The organism is Bacillus cereus group sp. BfR-BA-01356 (genome assembly GCF_022663635.1).
In the GTDB taxonomy this organism is placed as follows: Bacteria; Bacillota; Bacilli; order Bacillales; family Bacillaceae_G; genus Bacillus_A; species Bacillus_A cereus.
This window is the reverse complement of record NZ_JAKUFX010000124.1, coordinates 1-16,352: the sequence shown is the minus strand read 5'-3', so window position 1 is coordinate 16,352 and position 16,352 is coordinate 1. Positions and strand designations below refer to the sequence as shown.

Genomic DNA, 16,352 nt, shown 5'->3' with positions numbered 1-16,352 from the left:
ATGATTGTCCTTTTCTTGCCATAAAAAAATCCCCTCCAGATAAAACAGTATTGAGTCCATCATATCAGATGGACTCTTTTTTACTGTCTACCTATAGGGGATAATACCAAATTAACCAATGTTCTTCTCTCTTTTTCATATGTAATTAGGGTATCCATAACTGTAAATACGGATGGTATAGATTAATGGATGAATAATTTATTTTTAAATTAATAACGTAATACATAAAGATTTTTGTATGTAATATTGCATATACAGGGACCACTGGTGAAAATGCTGAGCAATGTTTTTCCATATGGTAAATTAGTTCCTTAGTTATTTATTTTATTTCATTTTCAATCGTGTAAGGCTTGGGGCTAAGATTTACAAAGGTGACTAGTAAAAAATATAACAATACAAGTATAAGATTTTGTACTTAGTAATCTCGCGATTTAAGGCATGACATTGGATAAGTGTGGGGAGTTCAATCGATTTTGAATAAAATCAATAGTATCAGTTGCAATTTTTTTACGTTTAAGAACGATCCCGGCATGCCCGCATGTATAAATATATCGTGGAGGTCTTTCCCAAGATTCCCACAAGTAGTCTGTATCCTCAGAATGCACATATAGATCATGCTTACCTGAAATTAATAAAATATTTTCTTTTTTTACTTTTGGCAATGCTTGACTCGGTTCAGTGATTTTCCAATAATCTATTAAATCATCATACGTAACACCATGATGTTCCAAGTCTTCTCTAATAAATTTACCTGGAGTTGTATTCCAAATCGAATAAGAAAGTCGATTTGCATAGAAAATGGATGCTAACACATCAATTTCTTCTTCAACAAGAGAGGTTAAGTTAGTAATAAATCCGCCTAAACTAATTCCTATTAGAATCAGGGGCCCCTTTTTATTTGCTTTAATCCATTTAATCAAAGCTCGTAAATCAGCTACCGCTTGTCTAGTTGCTTGTAATGTTCGTTCAATATTTGCACTTACCATATACTCTCCACTGAATAAGGATTGATCGGGTTTTCTTTCAAAATGATAGGGTAGAGTGAAATAATACATACTCCACTTCAGGCTGGTCATATGATCGTGGAATATTTTTTTCACACGTTCGTTAGAATCCATTCTCCAACCGTGAACAAAGATAACATGAGGTGCATTTTCATTTTTATGTAAGAATAATTCCCCAGTTACAGAGTCGTTGTGTGAATCACCGGATTGAATCGAACTTTTATAGTTGAATTGCCCAACCATGTATTCATTTTCCTGCTTTGAATGCTTAATGTCAAAATGAAAATGTGATGGTTTTACTTTATAAAAAGATTCTATGTTCTTTATATTTAATGAAGTGTTAGAAAGGGAAGTAAACTGAAACGCTACACTTCTTTTTTTGTGTAAATCATATAAGGCGTACCGATCAATGAGTTTTGAAAAAATCAAATTAACCTCCTCCAAAATACATATTGTTTAAAACATAGACAAAATTTATGTTTTAAATTAATTAGGAAATATTCTCTTTTCCTAATAGTAGGTGCTTGAATTATAAAAATAGGTGATAAATTTTCATATTATATTATAAAGCTTACAATAAATAATTTATACTAAAATTTAAGAAGTAAGTTAATATTATTATCCTTATAAAAGAATGTTAACTTGCTTCTTTTCTTATTAAAAGCTGTAATTTCTATGAAGAACAACTTACAATTCCCATATAGATATTCACAAATTGGTTCTCTATATTTATTGTATAGAAATTATACAATAAATATATTTTTTATGTTACATACATTAAATCAAGCTTAACCTCTCTTTTCTATAAGTCTCTTAAATTGACTAACTCCTTACCGAAATTCAAAAACGACTGTGTTTTTGAATTTATGTTCTAGCTTTTCTGGAACAGGTAAATAACTACACATAAACTCCGTATATCTCTAGTTAAACTACCGATTAGCTCCATATAAACTCTAGATAACCTATATAGAATACAAGATATCAAGGAGGTAAGAAAAAATGAATTTTATGAAACGAGCAATTCTCAGTATGAAAAAAAGGATAGGAACATCATTAATTTTGATGGCAGTTTTTCTGATTGTTACAAATTTGGTTCTTTCAGGTTTCACAATCCAAAATGCGTCAAAAAAAGCAGCGGATGCTGCGAGAAAAAAACTTGGTGCAGATGTTACTTTAGGTCTTGATTTCGACAAATTAGGTCAAAAAGCTAAGGAAACTGGAGAAATGCCAAATCCACCGCAGCTCGATACAAAAGAAACAGATCAATTAGCGAAATCCAAGTATGTAAAAGACTATAATTACATAGCTAACACTTTTGGTATTTCTGATGGACTTAAACTAGTAGGAGCTTCAGAAGAAGAAGGAAAAGGTAAAGCTGGAATGGCGGCTGTGCGAGGCGGTTCAAGCTCTGGTACAGAAATAGATATGAATGCTTCTTTTATGATTGAGGGAGTTCGCAAGACTGCATTACAAGAAAGCTTTAAAAACGGAAAAAGTAAAATCATTGATGGAAAACCAATTACAGAGCAAATGAAGGATCAGAATGTAGCTTTAATGGAAAAACGATTAGCGGAATTAAACAATTTGAAAGTAGGAGACAAAGTTAAAGTGCAATCAGGGGATAAGAAGGAAACCCTTGAGGTTGAAATTATCGGTATTTACGAAACAAATGAGCAAGGAATGGGTCAACAGGCTCCTCCTATTATGGATCCAGCTAATAAACTATATATGCCGCATTCAACTATGAAAAAATTAGAAGTAGACCAAGGTATAAGTAGTGTTCAAGTCGTGTATTTCTTGAATGATCCACAATATATTGATGCATTTAAAAAAGAAGCAAAAAAATCTAATATTGATTTTAATTATTATAAATTAGATGCGCATGATTCATTGTACAAGCAAATGATTGGTCCTATCGAAAATATCTCTTCGACTTCTCAAATGATCATTTATATTGTATCGATTGCAGGTGCGATCATTTTAGGATTAATCATTATGCTATCAATTAAAGGGCGTCGTAAAGAAATGGGAATTCTATTGTCTATTGGAGAGAAAAAGTGGAAACTGATGGCGCAATTCGTAGTAGAAGTAGTGTGTGTCGCTATTTTAGCATTTGGATTATCCATAACAACAGGAGCTAAAGTTTCTCAATATATCGGGGATAATTTACTTTCGAATGAAATTGCTACTGCAAGCGAAGAAACAGATACCTCGCAACATGGTACTGTAATGATGGCTGGATCTGGTGGTACTCTACAAAATCAAAAAGAAGATCCAATTGATAAAATTGATGTAAGTGTAACAGGAGAAGATGTAGGGAAAATGGGTGGAATTGGACTAGCTATTGCTATAATAGCAACGCTTCTTCCAGCATTATCTATTCTACGTTTAAACCCAAAACAAATTCTTTTAAAAGATGAATGAGGAGGCTTAATATGGAGACGATTTTACAGTTTAAAAATTTGGATTATTATTATGAAAGTAATGGGAAAAATGTAGCGATACTAGATAATGTTAACTTTTCTTTTCAAAAAGGACATTTCTACACGATTTTAGGACCATCTGGATCTGGTAAAACCACAACTCTGAGCTTAGGTTGTGGACTGGATGTCCCTAAAAATGGTTATGTACTGTATAATGGCAAAGATATTAGAAAAATTGGTTTGGATCGATACCGTAATCAAAATGTATCTGTAATTTTCCAATCTTATAATTTGATAACCTATATGACAGCTCTTCAAAATGTCTTAACAGCAATGGAAATTACGGGTGTTAAAGTGCAAAATAAAACAGCAAGAGCATTAGAATTGTTAGAAAGGGTAGGACTCACAGAAGTTGAAGCGAAACGAAACGTCCTGCAACTAAGCGGTGGACAACAACAGCGTGTAGCAATTGCTCGGGCACTATCTTGTAATGTTGATTTACTGATTGCAGATGAGCCGACAGGAAACCTCGACGAGGAAACTGCAATGGATATAATAGAACTATTTCAAGAACTTGCACATAAAGAGAATAAATGCATTATTGTTGTGACGCACTCACAGGAGGTTGCTAAAAAATCAGATCGTGCAGTGTATTTAAGTAAGAAGAAGTTGGTCGTAAATGAAATCTAATATAAACATCGTAGCTGTTTAATTCACATATTTTTCAAAAACTAGACCTTTCAAAAGCTTATATTTGATTTATAATAAAATCAAGCCATAATCAAAATGGTCTCCCTGTACTGAATGTTAAAATAGTTTGTCGTTCCCGTTTTAATAATATTTGAAAAAGAACTTGTAGAATATCCTACAAGTTCTTTTTATTATAATTGGTTACCTATATCATGGGATAATTACACATAAAAAACGGGACATTACCTAGATGTATGATCTAAATGCTGTCCCGTTTCCCTATGTATCTGTATAGTTATTGCAGAATTAAACCTACAATCATAATTAAACTAAATACTATCATCCAACCAAACGCGCAATAGCCAAAAATTCTAATCCATTTAGGTAATTGATTCATGTTAATTTTATTTGTGGGAACTCCTTGCATAGAAAACATCATTTTTTGATCTCTATCTCTATTATTTTGTTGTTCATACATAATATCATCACCTTTCCAGAACTATTGTGTTTATAGTATATCAGCCTAAAGAAAATTATGTACAGAATAAGAAGGGATAACATATATATTATGTGGTGAATTTTATAAATAAAGACATTTAATTGCCATGGTTCTAAGCGCTAATCCGTTATAAATTCTGAAAAAGAGCTCTACATAAATAGGAATCTTTTTCTTCAAATATTAAGTTGCTGGATATACATCAGAACCAAGGTAACGTTCTTTTATAATTTGAAGATGATGAAGCTCATGACCAGCAATGATGTATGCTAATGCACGAACTGTAACTTCAGAATTATTCGCATTTCCTCTTTGTGACCAAGCTTCTTTATCTAAGCTTCTAAGTAAACACAGGGTAGATTGGCGAACAACAATTAAATTCTCAAGAAGATTTTGCATAGATTGCTTATCAAAAGCAGCTCTAAGAACATACATATCATCATTATAGCCTGGAAGTTCTGCTGTCTCGCCTCGAGCGATAGATAGCAATCGATACGCCATAATCCGTTCTGTATCTGCTATATGACCCATTACTTCTTTTATACTCCATTTAGTAGGAGCATACCGGAAAAGTCCCTCACTATCAGAAATTTCCTTTAATAAGAGATTCGTTTCCTTCATTTGTTGTTCTAGAATATGTATGATATTTCCGTCTGATACCAAGTTGGTATACGTTGCATAATAGGAGCTATATTCACTTACTTGTGGTCTTATTTGCATACGAATCATCCTTTATGTTTAATCTTTACATATAGCTTATCATAAAAGAGTTCCAAATTAATCTGAAAAATGGAGGCAAATATGCATTTTTCATCCTCCTTTTCAGTTTCATAGATGAAATGCATCTCAAATAAGAGAATCTAATTTGCTGCTATGCGGAATTTCGTTTTTTTGCTGTTATAGTAGAAGATAAATATGTAAATTGAATACAGTTTGTCACTACTTATGATAATCGCCATTTAAGAAGCAGCATTTGTCCATTAAGTGAAAAACCTGTTAATAAATTTATACTTACTACAAAAACAAACAAACTCGTCCTATTTAAAGGAGAGTTTGTTTGTTTTTGTGTTTAGATAATGGAATACTCATGTAAAATTGCACACTATGTTCCATATTTTTTATTGAATACTTTATATCTAGCGTTTCAAGAATTTGCTTAACAATATATAGCCCTAAACCACTTCCTCCGGTATTTCGATTTCTTGATTTTTCAATTCGATAAAATGGTTTGAAAATTTGTTGTAAATCTTCATCTTTAATATTGACACCTGTATTTATAATTTGCATTTCGATTTGACCTTGTTTCGAATCCTCACTTAACTTTATATAGACTTTTTCATTATGTGGTGAATACATAACCGCATTATGAATAATATTTTTACATGCTTTTTCTAAAAGAACACAATCTGTATAAATAGAAAGGTCAGAATCAATTTCTTTTATTATTTCGATGCTTTTTTGAGAAGCGAAAAATTCGAGATCTTTTGTGATTGTACCTATTAACTTTGAAGGATTAACTTCCTCTACTTTTAGTTTGAAGGTGTGTTGTTCTAATTTCGATACGCTTAAAATTTCACGAACTAGTTGTTCCATACTTTCAATAATTTGATGATTTTTCTTTAAATATTGATCGCGATTTTGATAAGGGCCAATATTGTAAATCATCCCTTCTAAGTAGCCTTTCATTACAGTAAGAGGGGACTTTAATTCATGTGCTACAATCGCAAAAAACTCTCTGCGTTTTGTTTCTATTTCTCTTTCTTTTTCAATATCATTTTTTAATTGTTCATTTGCTTTTTTCAAATCAAACATAGCTTGTTGTAAGTTAATAGACATGTCATTCAAACTATTAGACAATTCTCCTAACTCATCTGTAGAGCGAACCTCAATTTTTTCGGAGAAATCTAAATTTGCCATCTTTTGTGCACCTTCATTAATATAAATAAGTGGCTTTGTAATAAACCTGGAATAAAAATAAGCACTCCCTATACCAATTACGAGTACAATGATACTAATATAGGGGAGAAAGCGGACTAAAACCTGTGAAGCTTCATCAATCGGTTGAAATGTAGCAAAGACTATAAGCGTTAAACTACCATCTTGGAATTGAATTGGTTTCGTAACGTTATATGAATTGCTAAGGGTACTTGCATTCTCGAATCGTGTTGCTTTAGTAACTACTGTTTTTTGCGTACCACTTTGAATAAAAGAAAACGAAGGAGAGTAAATAATTACCCCTTCTTTATTTTGAAGGTAAAGCATCGCATTATTTTTTTTTGCGTATTCATCAAAAAGTGGTATCGCATCTTGAAACGTAAGATTTTTAGACTTATCAATGATTTCGTTTATCCCTGTTTGAAGTTGATCTGTTTTATATTGCTCATAAAATGTAGGGAGAAAGAAGTATAAAGTTAAATAAATCAAAACTGCAAAGGATAACAAAATGAGAGATGTAGTCATAAAGAGTTTATAAGTGATTTGCTTCATTTTCATGAGTTTCACAATACTATTCATCAATTTTATAACCAATACCCTTTATTGTTTTAATATAAGGGATAGCTAATTTTTTGCGTAGGTTTTTAATATGTGTATCAATTATTCGTGTTTCTCCAAAATAATCGTACCCCCAAACTTTCTCTACGATATTTTCTCTTGTAAGTACTTTTCTCTCATTTTGAAATAGTAGTTGTAGAATTTCAAACTCTTTTGTCGTTAATATAATTTCAACGTCATTTACATACACTCTATATGCATCCACATCGATACGAACTTCTTTAAATATCAAATGATTATTTACATTTTTATCATAACTTCTTCTAAGTACAGCTTCGACTCGTCTAATCAAAACATGAAATGAAAAGGGGTTTGTTATATAATCATCGATCCCAAGATCGAATCCTTTCATTTGATCTTCTTCTTCTTCCAACGCAGTTAGCATAATAATTGGTACGTTTGACTGACTTCGAATCATTTTAGAAACTTCAAATCCATTAAGATTGGGCATCATGACATCTAGAAGAATTAAATCAAAGGATTGCTTATTAAATTGTGTCATACCCTCTAGTCCATCTGAAGCGACTACCACTGTATAATGCTGTGTCATTAAAAATTGTTTAATTAATTCCTGAATTTCTTGATCGTCCTCTACCACGAGGATATGATAGTTTTTCATAATATCACCTCTGGTAGTCATTATAGCCGTACAATCTGGAGTTTATGTGGAGATACAGTAGTAAACTTCATAGAACGCTTACTACCAAAAAGTATTATTAGCTTTATTACTTTTTTATGGAGAAATAATTGCTTAAAAAAACTTATTGTATGAATTAGTGTACGATTAATATTTACGAAAAACTAATGTATAATAATGTGAATTGTATGTAGTTTCTTAAAATTTGTGAAAATATACTTTTGCTTCTTTACCAAAAGAGGAAAAGGAATTTCAATATAGAAGAAACTACCGTAATACTAGAGTGTGTGCCAAGAACTTTGGATTTCTTTCATCTAGTTTCTATTTAATCGTTAATCACTACATAATAATGTTCTTGCTAAACCAAAAGTTTAAAGGTACAAACTTGGAGAGATTTATATAATGCTAGAAAGGTTGTGAAATGATTTGATGGGTTATAAAGCGATGCTGTTTGATTTAGATGATACATTACTTGATAGGGATAAAGCAGTAGAGGCATTATTTTTAATTGTTTTAGAAAAGTGTTATGAAAATGTAGATGGTGCGGCTAAAAGCAACATGTTACAGAAATTCAAAGAATACGATAAAAAAGAATATGGCATAAGTAATAAAACGACAGTTTTAGAATCATTGTTTGATGAATTCACGCCAAGGTATAGATTGCCACGCAATTACATCCAAGATTTTTGGAATAATAATTTCCCTAGATGTTTTTCAATAGACCAAAATACTATTCATTTCTTAAATCAAATAAAGAAGCACTTTAAAGTTGGAATTATAACAAATGGCTCAACTCAGAGGCAAAAAGCTAAAATATTTAACACGAATTTAAATAAGTATTTTGAAACAATCATTATTTCTGAAGAAGTGGGATTTAGTAAACCTGATAAACGTATATTCGAACTAGCATTAAATAAGTTAAATTTACAACCGGAAAATACTTTATTTGTTGGGGATGACTTAGAAAAGGATATTGCTGGTCCTCAAAATGCAAATATAAAAGGTGTGTGGTTTAACCCTCAGAAAATCAAGAATACTACCAAAATACAACCATATACCGAGATTAACACTTTGAATAGTTTGTTAAGTTATGTTACTCCACAATATTTTTATAACAAGTAAAGGCAATTCCATATATATATTCAAAAATATAAAAAAAGAGAAACTATCATTAATTTCATTGACCGTATTAGTAATAAAAAATATATACTTACAATAAAAAATAGAGGCGATTTTAATAGCTGTGGCTAATTTAATCTATGATTAATACGAAGTCTTGTAAAACAATTTTACTCATACTGTGTAAATTATAAAGGGGTGGTGTATAGTGATAATAAAGTTATTGAATTTTGATTAAAAAAGATAAGAGCCTTACTACATTCTATATGCAGCAAGGCTCTTTAAAGTTGTTTCAAATTATATCCATCTGCTTATGTAATGCTTAAAAAATGAATAATAAAGTTGTTTACTTCTTATTAAACTAACGCCCCCGTTTTTAAGTGTAACTCTTCACAATTATTTGATATTATATAGATAAATAGAAATATAAATCAGAATTTAGTTTATAGTTATAAAAATAAGTTATTTATACCCTTATAATTCTTCAGAAAGGAGAGTGTATGAAAAAGACTATTGTTTTTGTATTAACGATATTTATATTATTCTCAGGATTCGCAACACAAAGTTATGCGTTGTCAGATTCGAAATCTGTGGCAATACAAGCATTGCTAGATGATGCCTGTCGTACGTCAGGTGTGCCTGGAATGTCACTCTCAATACTTGCTGATGGTGAAGTGTTCTACTTTTCTTCTGGGTATGCAGATCTTGAAAAGGGACTGTCTGCAAGTGAAAATACACTCTATGAGTTGGCCTCGGTGAGTAAAGCTTTTACTGGTATGGGGATTTTGCTATTGGAAGAGCAAGGGCTGCTATCAATGACTGACCCTATCCAAAAATATTTACCTTGGTTTACGTTAAAGTATCAAGGTAAACCTGTTGATATGCAAAACCTTACACTAAATAACTTTCTTCACCATACCAGCGGCCTAACAAATATTAGACATCTTCAAAATATTCCACAGGGTAATACGCCTGATATGTTGCAAAAGACTGTGGAAACGCTGGTAGATGCAGAATTGGCGTTCTCTCCCGGTGAACAATATAACTATGGAACCGTTAATTATGACGTATTGGGTTTGGTTATTGAGATTGTATCACGACAAAGCTATGAAGACTTTATGAAGGAACAGGTATTTCTACCCTTAGGTCTTCACCAGACGTATGTTTATAAAGAAGATGCTCAAGCCACTGGACAGTTAGCACAGGGCTACCGTTCTTCCTTTTTTATAACAACTCCATTTAACGCTCCGGATTATGCTGGGAATAAACCTGCCGGCTATATCATTTCTAATACAAAAGATATGGTGCGTTGGATGGGCATACAGATGGGTATCGTGCAGGACATACCCGAAATATTTCACAGGGCCATCGAAAAATCACATAGAGGTGATATGTCTGTTTCGGCTGTCAATGATATGTATTATGCGGCAGGTTGGTCGGTAAACGCCGAACAAACGTTTATAGAACACACTGGGCGTAATCCAAATTTTAGTACCAAAGTAGCCATACTGCCAAATGAAAGAACAGCCATCTGCTTACTGAGCAACGGCGCAAATACCAATATAAACCTGGTACTACAAGTTAATGATATATTAAACGGCAATCTAACTCAGTCATATGAGATAAGCGGCACACAGCTTTTGGACATCATTTTGTCGTCTACCACAATTATTCTTTGCCTATTAGCCGTTCTGTTATTTTTCTTAGGATTAAGAAAAAGGAAAATGAATGAGCAGCAGCCAATGACAAAAAAGAGAACAATCGTAACAATTATTTTCCTAATCGCTACGATTGCCCAGTGTATAATGTTTTTTGCCTTCGATTGGTCAACGATACTTATTTGGCAAACATATAGTGTTCTTACAGCTTTAATTTCGTCAACATTATTAACAGCAAGCATTACTTGGTTTGTATATACTCATCGATTAGGTGCTTCGGTCCGAAAATAAGTATAATGTTAAGTAAATAAATCTTAATTTATCGATATCCTTAATTTAAAAAACAGAAGACACCTCGGTGTCTTCTTTAATGTCATCGACACTTCTCCTAGTTAAAACCACTTGCTATTTCTTCCACTAACCTGCCTCGTTAGTAGAAGAAGGATTTTTAAACTACTATATTATTTTTTAAATGACTTTATTGTAAATTAAACAACTTTATTATCTCTGTACAGGTGGGACTATGGAAATAAAGAAAGTAGTAATCGATGGAATCAATATTGCGCTCATTAGAAACGATAAGGTATTAATATCGGATGTTCAGTCTGCATTAGATACTATGGCAACAGTTCAATATGAGGTAGATGCGAAACATAGTATTATCCATAAATCTTTAATAAGTGAAGATTTCTTTGATCTAAAAACACGGCTTGCGGGCGATATCCTTCAAAAGTTTATAAACTACACGGTAAAGATTGCTATTGTTGGAGATTTCTCTATGTATACTAGTAAAAGCTTAAAGGATTTTATTTATGAATGTAATAAAGGGAATGACATTTTTTACTTAGCAATTGAAAAACTAAGTACATTAAAGTAATAATTATATCCTGCTAAATTCCCCCATTTCAATTAGTTCATAATTATATAAGATATAGAAGAACTGATGTTTGTGGTAAACTAAGAGATGAATAAAGGGGGAGTTTTTTTGAACAATTTTAATAATATAATCCAAAATTTAAATAATATAGTTTACAAACCTAACAACTTAATGATTACGAATCTAAAAGAAGAAAAGCAAAACGCAGAATATGCCGGATGTTTATTCCACTTAAATAACAAAACCATTCGTTTTAGAAAATCAAGAGTTACTCCAAATAAAATTGGGCAATTTGTTTCTTTTTGGGAGAAAGATGAAAATATGCGAAATAGAGCTTTCTCTTATGAAGCTGCTCCTGATTTATTAGTAATCACTTGTATTGCTGATAATAAACTAGGGCAATTTATTTTTCCTAAAGAGATTCTTCTTAAAGAAAAAATATTGAGAACACAAAGTCAAACAGGGAAAATGGCAATGAGAATTTATCCTGTTTGGGATACCACTGTTAGTAATCAAGCTAAAAAGAGCCAAGCATGGCAACTTCAATATTTTGTTGATTTAAGTGATAGTAATAGTTTGCCTATAGATAAACTATTAAATTTATATTCGTAGCTTTTGGTTTGCCACAAAAAGAAGTGATTACAAAAAACATGTGTAATGACACCTCCTATGTGAATCGTAACTTTTGTACCGGTACAGTTTAATGAAATGTACGTTGTTACAGTGCCCCTTAAAATTTACAATCAGCATATATTATTTAAACTTATAAATTTTTAAGGGGTGCTAAATATGACAAGTTTACAAGATCAGCTTTTCACAAGATTAAATCTTAAAAAACGTAATGAAGTAACGTTTGAAGAATTACCTACCATACTCTTTTCGTTTGCGCATACTATACCATTTGAGAATTTAGATGTTATAGCACGAAATACGAATCAAATCTCTCTGGAAAACTTACGAGAGAAAATTTTAACTAGTTCCCGTGGTGGACTTTGCTACGAATTAAATACTCTTTTTTACTATTTCTTAAGAGACTGTGGCTATGATGTACAACTGGCATTAGGTACGGTTTATAAAAACGATATAAATGCATGGGCACTTGAGGATGGCCATATAACAATTATTTTAACTTATGATAATGTACAGTATTTAATTGATGTAGGTATAGCTTCGTTAGTACCTCTTGTTCCTGTACCTTTTACTGGTAAGTCTGTCTCTTCAAAAAATGGTTCGTACCGGGTGAGACGAAAAGATACGAGTAAAGGAAATTATGTTTTAGAAAGAATAGATACTGATGGAGAATGGAAAGTTTGTCATGCTTTTTATAAACATAATATTGATGAGATAGTAGTAAACGACGTTCAAAGAAGAGTGATAGAAGATGAGAAGTCTATTTTTAATAAAGGACCAATTGCAGTAAAGTTGACGAACTCCGGTCATATTTCATTAACGAATACAAGTTTAACTGAAATTATTCATGGGGAAAAAACTAAGCTTGAAATTACAGAAGATCAATATAGAGAGTTTTTATATACTTTATTTTCTATTAAGTTATGAATAAACAAATAGCCGGTTCTTATTCAGAAACGGCTATTTTTATTGTTTTTGATGTAAATGGTTTTCTTCTAATACGTTTCGGAAACTGCGGTATAGTTAATGTTTTTAATGTTTCCTCAGCTTCTTCATATGTATGAAAAATTGGTTCTTTTCCATCATCCCCTTGTAAAACTAGCCCTTCATCCCGGATTACATATGGCATAAAACCACCCCATCTATTAAAGAATTCTGTTCTTTTGCAGCAGAATAACACGATTTAAAGTTTGATTTTCTTAATACATATAATACACTAGAACAGTACGAAAAAGTATGTACAATGAATTTTGAATGTAAAGGAAGATTATTATGTCAGTTATTGATAAATTGAAACTTAATAAGTATACAAATATGGTCGTTATTAACGAACCAAGTGATTATGACATTTTTACAGGTAAAGAAAATGGATTCTCAAAAGAACACGATGCTATCTTTATATTTGTAGAAACGCTTGATGAAATGGTGAAACAAACGAATTTTATTATTAGTAATGAAGAATTACTAATTGAAAAAGGTTACCTATTCTTCGCATATCCGAAAAAAGGTAATGCTCGTTATAGTACGTTTATTCACCGTGATGAGATGTTTCCGGCATTAAACGTTGGAGAAGATGGTTATGTGGGAGAAAGCGATATTAAATTTGCACGAATGGTAAGTATGGATGAAGTCTTTACTGTTGTAGGTTTAAAACGTGAAAAGAAAAAAATAACGAAAACATCTGCTATGAGTCAATGTGTTGCCGATTATGCAGATCGAATTAAAGATGTTGAAGCATTACTAGCTAATCATCCGAATGAACTTAAGTTTTATCAAAGTTTAACGCCTGGATACCAAAAAGATTGGGCACGTAATCTTTTTTCTGTGAAACAAGAAAAAACTCGTGAAAAACGTCTAGAGAAAATGATAGAAATCCTTTCACAAGGCTATAAAACAATTGAATTATTCCGTAAGAAGAAAAAATAATGATTAAGGAAGTCACAATGCTGCAACAATTAATTGTGATGAGTACATTGAAAAAAGCATTCCTTCCATTATACTAAGGAATGTTCTTATATTTATATAATTAGCAAAAGAGAAAAGGTGTTTGAAATGAAATCGTATATTGTAGTTGGATCTGGAATTTTAGGAGCGTCTACTGCTTATCATCTTGCTAAGACAGGTGCGAATGTTACTATCGTGGATCGCCAACAATTAGGGCAAGCAACTGATGCAGGAGCAGGAATTGTATGTCCATGGTTATCACAGCGTCGTAATAAAGCATGGTATAAAATTGTTAAAGGCGGTGCACGTTACTATTCTTCGTTAATTCAGCAATTAGAAGAAGACGGTGAAACTGACACAGGATATAATCGTGTAGGTGCAATTAGTTTACATACTGACGAGAAAAAGTTAGATCAAATGGAAGAGCGAGCTTATAAACGACGTGAAGATGCCCCGGAGATTGGTGAAATCACTCGCTTATCAGCTGAAGAAACAAAAAAATTATTCCCAGCATTATCAGACGAATATAGTTCTGTTCATATTAGTGGTGCTGCACGAGTAAATGGGAGATTATTACGCAATGCATTAATAAGTGCTGCGAAAAAACATGGTGCAACTTTCATAAAAGGCGATGCTATATTAGTCCGTGAAGGAAATCATATTACGGGAGTTACAGTAAACGATGAAACAATTTTAGCAGAAAAGGTTATTGTAACTGCAGGCGCATGGGCGAATGAAATCTTGAAACCATTAGGGATTAATTTCTTAGTTACATTCCAAAAAGGACAAATTGTTCATCTGCAAATCGAGAATACAGCAACAGAAAATATGCCAGTTGTTATGCCACCGAACGATCAATATATTTTAACGTTTGACAATGGGCATGTCGTAATTGGTGCAACACATGAGAATGATACTGGTTTTGATCATCGTGTAACAGCAGGTGGTTTACATGAAGTATTCCATAAGGCATTAACAGTTGCGCCTGGCTTAGAAAATGCTACAATGCTTGAAACGAGAGTTGGATTCAGACCATTTACACCAGGATTCTTACCTGTTATCGGACCGCTACCTAACTTTGAAGGAATTCTCGTTGCGAATGGATTAGGGGCTTCGGGTTTAACAGCTGGTCCATATCTAGGAGCGGAACTTGCTAAACTAGCGCTCGGAAAAACGATTGAATTAGATTTAAATGATTATGATGTTGCTGGCGCAATTGAATAATATAGGGTACTGCTAACATTTAGGAAAAACCATGCTAAACAAATTCGACAAGAAATAATCAGTTTTTCCTCTGTTAAGAGTAAGCCTGTTTATGAAAAATAAAATTATTTAAAAATAGAGGGCCGACATTATAAACCTGCATTAATAATGTAGAATTGTGATGGCGGCTCTTTATTCATATTGATTTAAAACTTATTTTCGAGAGGAGGTTAAGTAATGAGGGCGTCATATCAAGTATTGATATTTCCTTATATAAAAACTGCCGATTCTATTCAATATGCCATTTTTAACCGAAGTGATTATGGTTATTGGCAAGGAATAGCTGGTGGCGGAGAAGACGGTGAGATTCCTATTGAATCAGCAAAACGGGAAGCGTTTGAAGAGGCTGGTATTACAAGAGAATGTCCATATATACAATTAGATTCTGTGTCTTCACTACCAGTAGAGGATGTAGTTGGAGGATTCCTTTGGGGAGAAGAGGTTTATGTAATAAAAGAATTTTCTTTTGGAGTTAAAGTCCCTACAAAAAACATATCATTATCTAAAGAACACTTTAATTATAAATGGTTATGCTTTGAGGAAGCAGTAACGCTTTTGAAATGGGATAGCAACAAAACAGCATTGTGGGAATTAAACAAAAGACTATTAAAACAATAAAAGTTTTTGCTAACAAAAATAGTTGTGGAAGAAGAATTGAACCATTAACAAACCCTTGCTACACTTCTAAACAATGTTTTATAGATTTGGCATGGGTAATGAACGAACAGAACTTGTACTAAGAAAAGCCCTATACACTTGCCTCTGAAAAAATGAAAATAGTTAGAAATATTTTTATATCGTACGGTTTTTGGCTATGAATAACGGAATAAATATTAAGTATTCAACAGTTCAAATAAAACGAGTTAGCTTTTTATTTTAGGAAGAAAGATGACTCGTTTTATGCTAAAATTCGCTTAGTGTATATTTTCGTTAAAATGTGGGTGGGCCCCCATGCCCATCAACTTAAAAATCTTCACTACCCCCAAGTGTAAAAAAACGTTATTCTTTCTAAAAAAGCTAGACTAGAAAGGATGACGTTTTCTTATGAATCTCTCGAT

Annotated in this window: 16 protein-coding genes; 10 read left to right on the top strand and 6 right to left on the bottom strand. The window is 32.3% G+C overall.

Annotated features, from left to right (window positions below; genetic code table 11):
* Nucleotides 1-431: 431 nt before the first annotated feature.
* A complete protein-coding gene (locus MR168_RS27010) occupies nt 432-1,433 on the bottom strand; it encodes an alpha/beta hydrolase (protein WP_086411705.1) in 1,002 nt (333 codons plus the stop codon).
* A gap of 570 nt (nt 1,434-2,003) precedes the next feature.
* Between MR168_RS27010 and MR168_RS27005 the strand changes: the two genes are divergently transcribed.
* Complete coding sequence (locus MR168_RS27005) at nt 2,004-3,428, top strand: ABC transporter permease (protein ID WP_086411706.1); 1,425 nt, start codon at nt 2,004-2,006, stop codon at nt 3,426-3,428.
* 11 nt (nt 3,429-3,439) lie between these two features.
* Nucleotides 3,440-4,117, top strand: a complete 678-nt coding sequence (locus tag MR168_RS27000) for an ABC transporter ATP-binding protein (protein ID WP_000447855.1) — start codon at nt 3,440-3,442, stop codon at nt 4,115-4,117.
* Nucleotides 4,118-4,412: 295 nt separating this feature from the next.
* On the opposite strand, the gene MR168_RS26995 is transcribed toward MR168_RS27000, so the two are convergent.
* The 4 genes from MR168_RS26995 to MR168_RS26980 all read right to left on the bottom strand — a co-directional run bounded on the left by MR168_RS26995 (nt 4,413) and on the right by MR168_RS26980 (nt 7,785).
* Entirely contained in the window at nt 4,413-4,595 is a 183-nt protein-coding gene (locus tag MR168_RS26995; RefSeq protein WP_000273238.1) for a hypothetical protein, read from the bottom strand.
* 201 nt (nt 4,596-4,796) lie between these two features.
* On the bottom strand, nt 4,797-5,333 hold the full coding sequence (locus MR168_RS26990) for a DinB family protein (RefSeq protein ID WP_046392780.1): 537 nt from the start codon (nt 5,331-5,333) through the stop codon (nt 4,797-4,799).
* Between the two features lie 321 nt (nt 5,334-5,654).
* Nucleotides 5,655-7,106, bottom strand: coding sequence for a sensor histidine kinase (locus MR168_RS26985; RefSeq protein ID WP_086411712.1), 1,452 nt, complete (start codon nt 7,104-7,106; stop codon nt 5,655-5,657).
* 13 nt (nt 7,107-7,119) lie between these two features.
* Complete coding sequence (locus MR168_RS26980) at nt 7,120-7,785, bottom strand: response regulator transcription factor (RefSeq protein WP_086411707.1); 666 nt, start codon at nt 7,783-7,785, stop codon at nt 7,120-7,122.
* Between the two features lie 447 nt (nt 7,786-8,232).
* Between MR168_RS26980 and MR168_RS26975 the strand changes: the two genes are divergently transcribed.
* From MR168_RS26975 to MR168_RS26955, 5 genes are all read left to right on the top strand, one after another.
* On the top strand, nt 8,233-8,925 hold the full coding sequence (locus MR168_RS26975; protein WP_140159353.1) for an HAD family hydrolase: 693 nt from the start codon (nt 8,233-8,235) through the stop codon (nt 8,923-8,925).
* A gap of 497 nt (nt 8,926-9,422) precedes the next feature.
* Complete coding sequence (locus MR168_RS26970; protein ID WP_000751389.1) at nt 9,423-10,871, top strand: serine hydrolase domain-containing protein; 1,449 nt, start codon at nt 9,423-9,425, stop codon at nt 10,869-10,871.
* 232 nt (nt 10,872-11,103) lie between these two features.
* On the top strand, nt 11,104-11,457 hold the full coding sequence (locus MR168_RS26965) for a DUF4180 domain-containing protein (RefSeq protein WP_086411709.1): 354 nt from the start codon (nt 11,104-11,106) through the stop codon (nt 11,455-11,457).
* Between the two features lie 87 nt (nt 11,458-11,544).
* On the top strand, nt 11,545-12,069 hold the full coding sequence (locus tag MR168_RS26960) for a MepB family protein (protein ID WP_086411710.1): 525 nt from the start codon (nt 11,545-11,547) through the stop codon (nt 12,067-12,069).
* A gap of 177 nt (nt 12,070-12,246) precedes the next feature.
* Nucleotides 12,247-13,014, top strand: a complete 768-nt coding sequence (locus tag MR168_RS26955) for an arylamine N-acetyltransferase family protein (RefSeq protein ID WP_000202756.1) — start codon at nt 12,247-12,249, stop codon at nt 13,012-13,014.
* Between the two features lie 19 nt (nt 13,015-13,033).
* Here the strand turns inward: MR168_RS26955 and MR168_RS26950 are convergent, their stop codons facing one another.
* The gene (locus tag MR168_RS26950; protein WP_086411711.1) at nt 13,034-13,216 is read right to left on the bottom strand and encodes a hypothetical protein; all 183 of its coding nucleotides are present in this window, start codon (nt 13,214-13,216) and stop codon (nt 13,034-13,036) included.
* A 143-nt stretch (nt 13,217-13,359) separates the two neighbouring features.
* Here MR168_RS26950 and MR168_RS26945 point away from each other — a divergent pair, with 143 nt between their 5' ends.
* From MR168_RS26945 to MR168_RS26935, 3 genes are all read left to right on the top strand, one after another.
* Nucleotides 13,360-14,013, top strand: a complete 654-nt coding sequence (locus MR168_RS26945; RefSeq protein WP_000110841.1) for a YdeI/OmpD-associated family protein — start codon at nt 13,360-13,362, stop codon at nt 14,011-14,013.
* A 126-nt stretch (nt 14,014-14,139) separates the two neighbouring features.
* A complete protein-coding gene (locus tag MR168_RS26940; protein ID WP_000844396.1) occupies nt 14,140-15,255 on the top strand; it encodes an NAD(P)/FAD-dependent oxidoreductase in 1,116 nt (371 codons plus the stop codon).
* Between the two features lie 216 nt (nt 15,256-15,471).
* A complete protein-coding gene (locus MR168_RS26935) occupies nt 15,472-15,912 on the top strand; it encodes an NUDIX hydrolase (protein WP_016122617.1) in 441 nt (146 codons plus the stop codon).
* Nucleotides 15,913-16,352 lie beyond the last annotated feature (440 nt).

Bases quoted from the DNA above. Each gene is read 5' to 3' on its own strand.
- MR168_RS27000 (WP_000447855.1), top strand. From the start codon at position 3,440: ATGGAGACGATTTTACAGTTTAAAAATTTGGATTATTATTATGAAAGT.
- MR168_RS26965 (WP_086411709.1), top strand. From the start codon at position 11,104: ATGGAAATAAAGAAAGTAGTAATCGATGGAATCAATATTGCGCTCATT.
- MR168_RS27005 (WP_086411706.1), top strand. From the start codon at position 2,004: ATGAATTTTATGAAACGAGCAATTCTCAGTATGAAAAAAAGGATAGGA.
- MR168_RS26975 (WP_140159353.1), top strand. From the start codon at position 8,233: ATGGGTTATAAAGCGATGCTGTTTGATTTAGATGATACATTACTTGAT.
- MR168_RS26955 (WP_000202756.1), top strand. From the start codon at position 12,247: ATGACAAGTTTACAAGATCAGCTTTTCACAAGATTAAATCTTAAAAAA.
- MR168_RS26950 (WP_086411711.1), bottom strand. From the start codon at position 13,216: ATGCCATATGTAATCCGGGATGAAGGGCTAGTTTTACAAGGGGATGAT.
- MR168_RS26935 (WP_016122617.1), top strand. From the start codon at position 15,472: ATGAGGGCGTCATATCAAGTATTGATATTTCCTTATATAAAAACTGCC.
- MR168_RS26945 (WP_000110841.1), top strand. From the start codon at position 13,360: ATGTCAGTTATTGATAAATTGAAACTTAATAAGTATACAAATATGGTC.
- MR168_RS26995 (WP_000273238.1), bottom strand. From the start codon at position 4,595: ATGTATGAACAACAAAATAATAGAGATAGAGATCAAAAAATGATGTTT.
- MR168_RS26940 (WP_000844396.1), top strand. From the start codon at position 14,140: ATGAAATCGTATATTGTAGTTGGATCTGGAATTTTAGGAGCGTCTACT.
- MR168_RS26990 (WP_046392780.1), bottom strand. From the start codon at position 5,333: ATGCAAATAAGACCACAAGTAAGTGAATATAGCTCCTATTATGCAACG.
- MR168_RS26985 (WP_086411712.1), bottom strand. From the start codon at position 7,106: ATGAAAATGAAGCAAATCACTTATAAACTCTTTATGACTACATCTCTC.
- MR168_RS26980 (WP_086411707.1), bottom strand. From the start codon at position 7,785: ATGAAAAACTATCATATCCTCGTGGTAGAGGACGATCAAGAAATTCAG.
- MR168_RS26960 (WP_086411710.1), top strand. From the start codon at position 11,545: ATGAATAAAGGGGGAGTTTTTTTGAACAATTTTAATAATATAATCCAA.
- MR168_RS26970 (WP_000751389.1), top strand. From the start codon at position 9,423: ATGAAAAAGACTATTGTTTTTGTATTAACGATATTTATATTATTCTCA.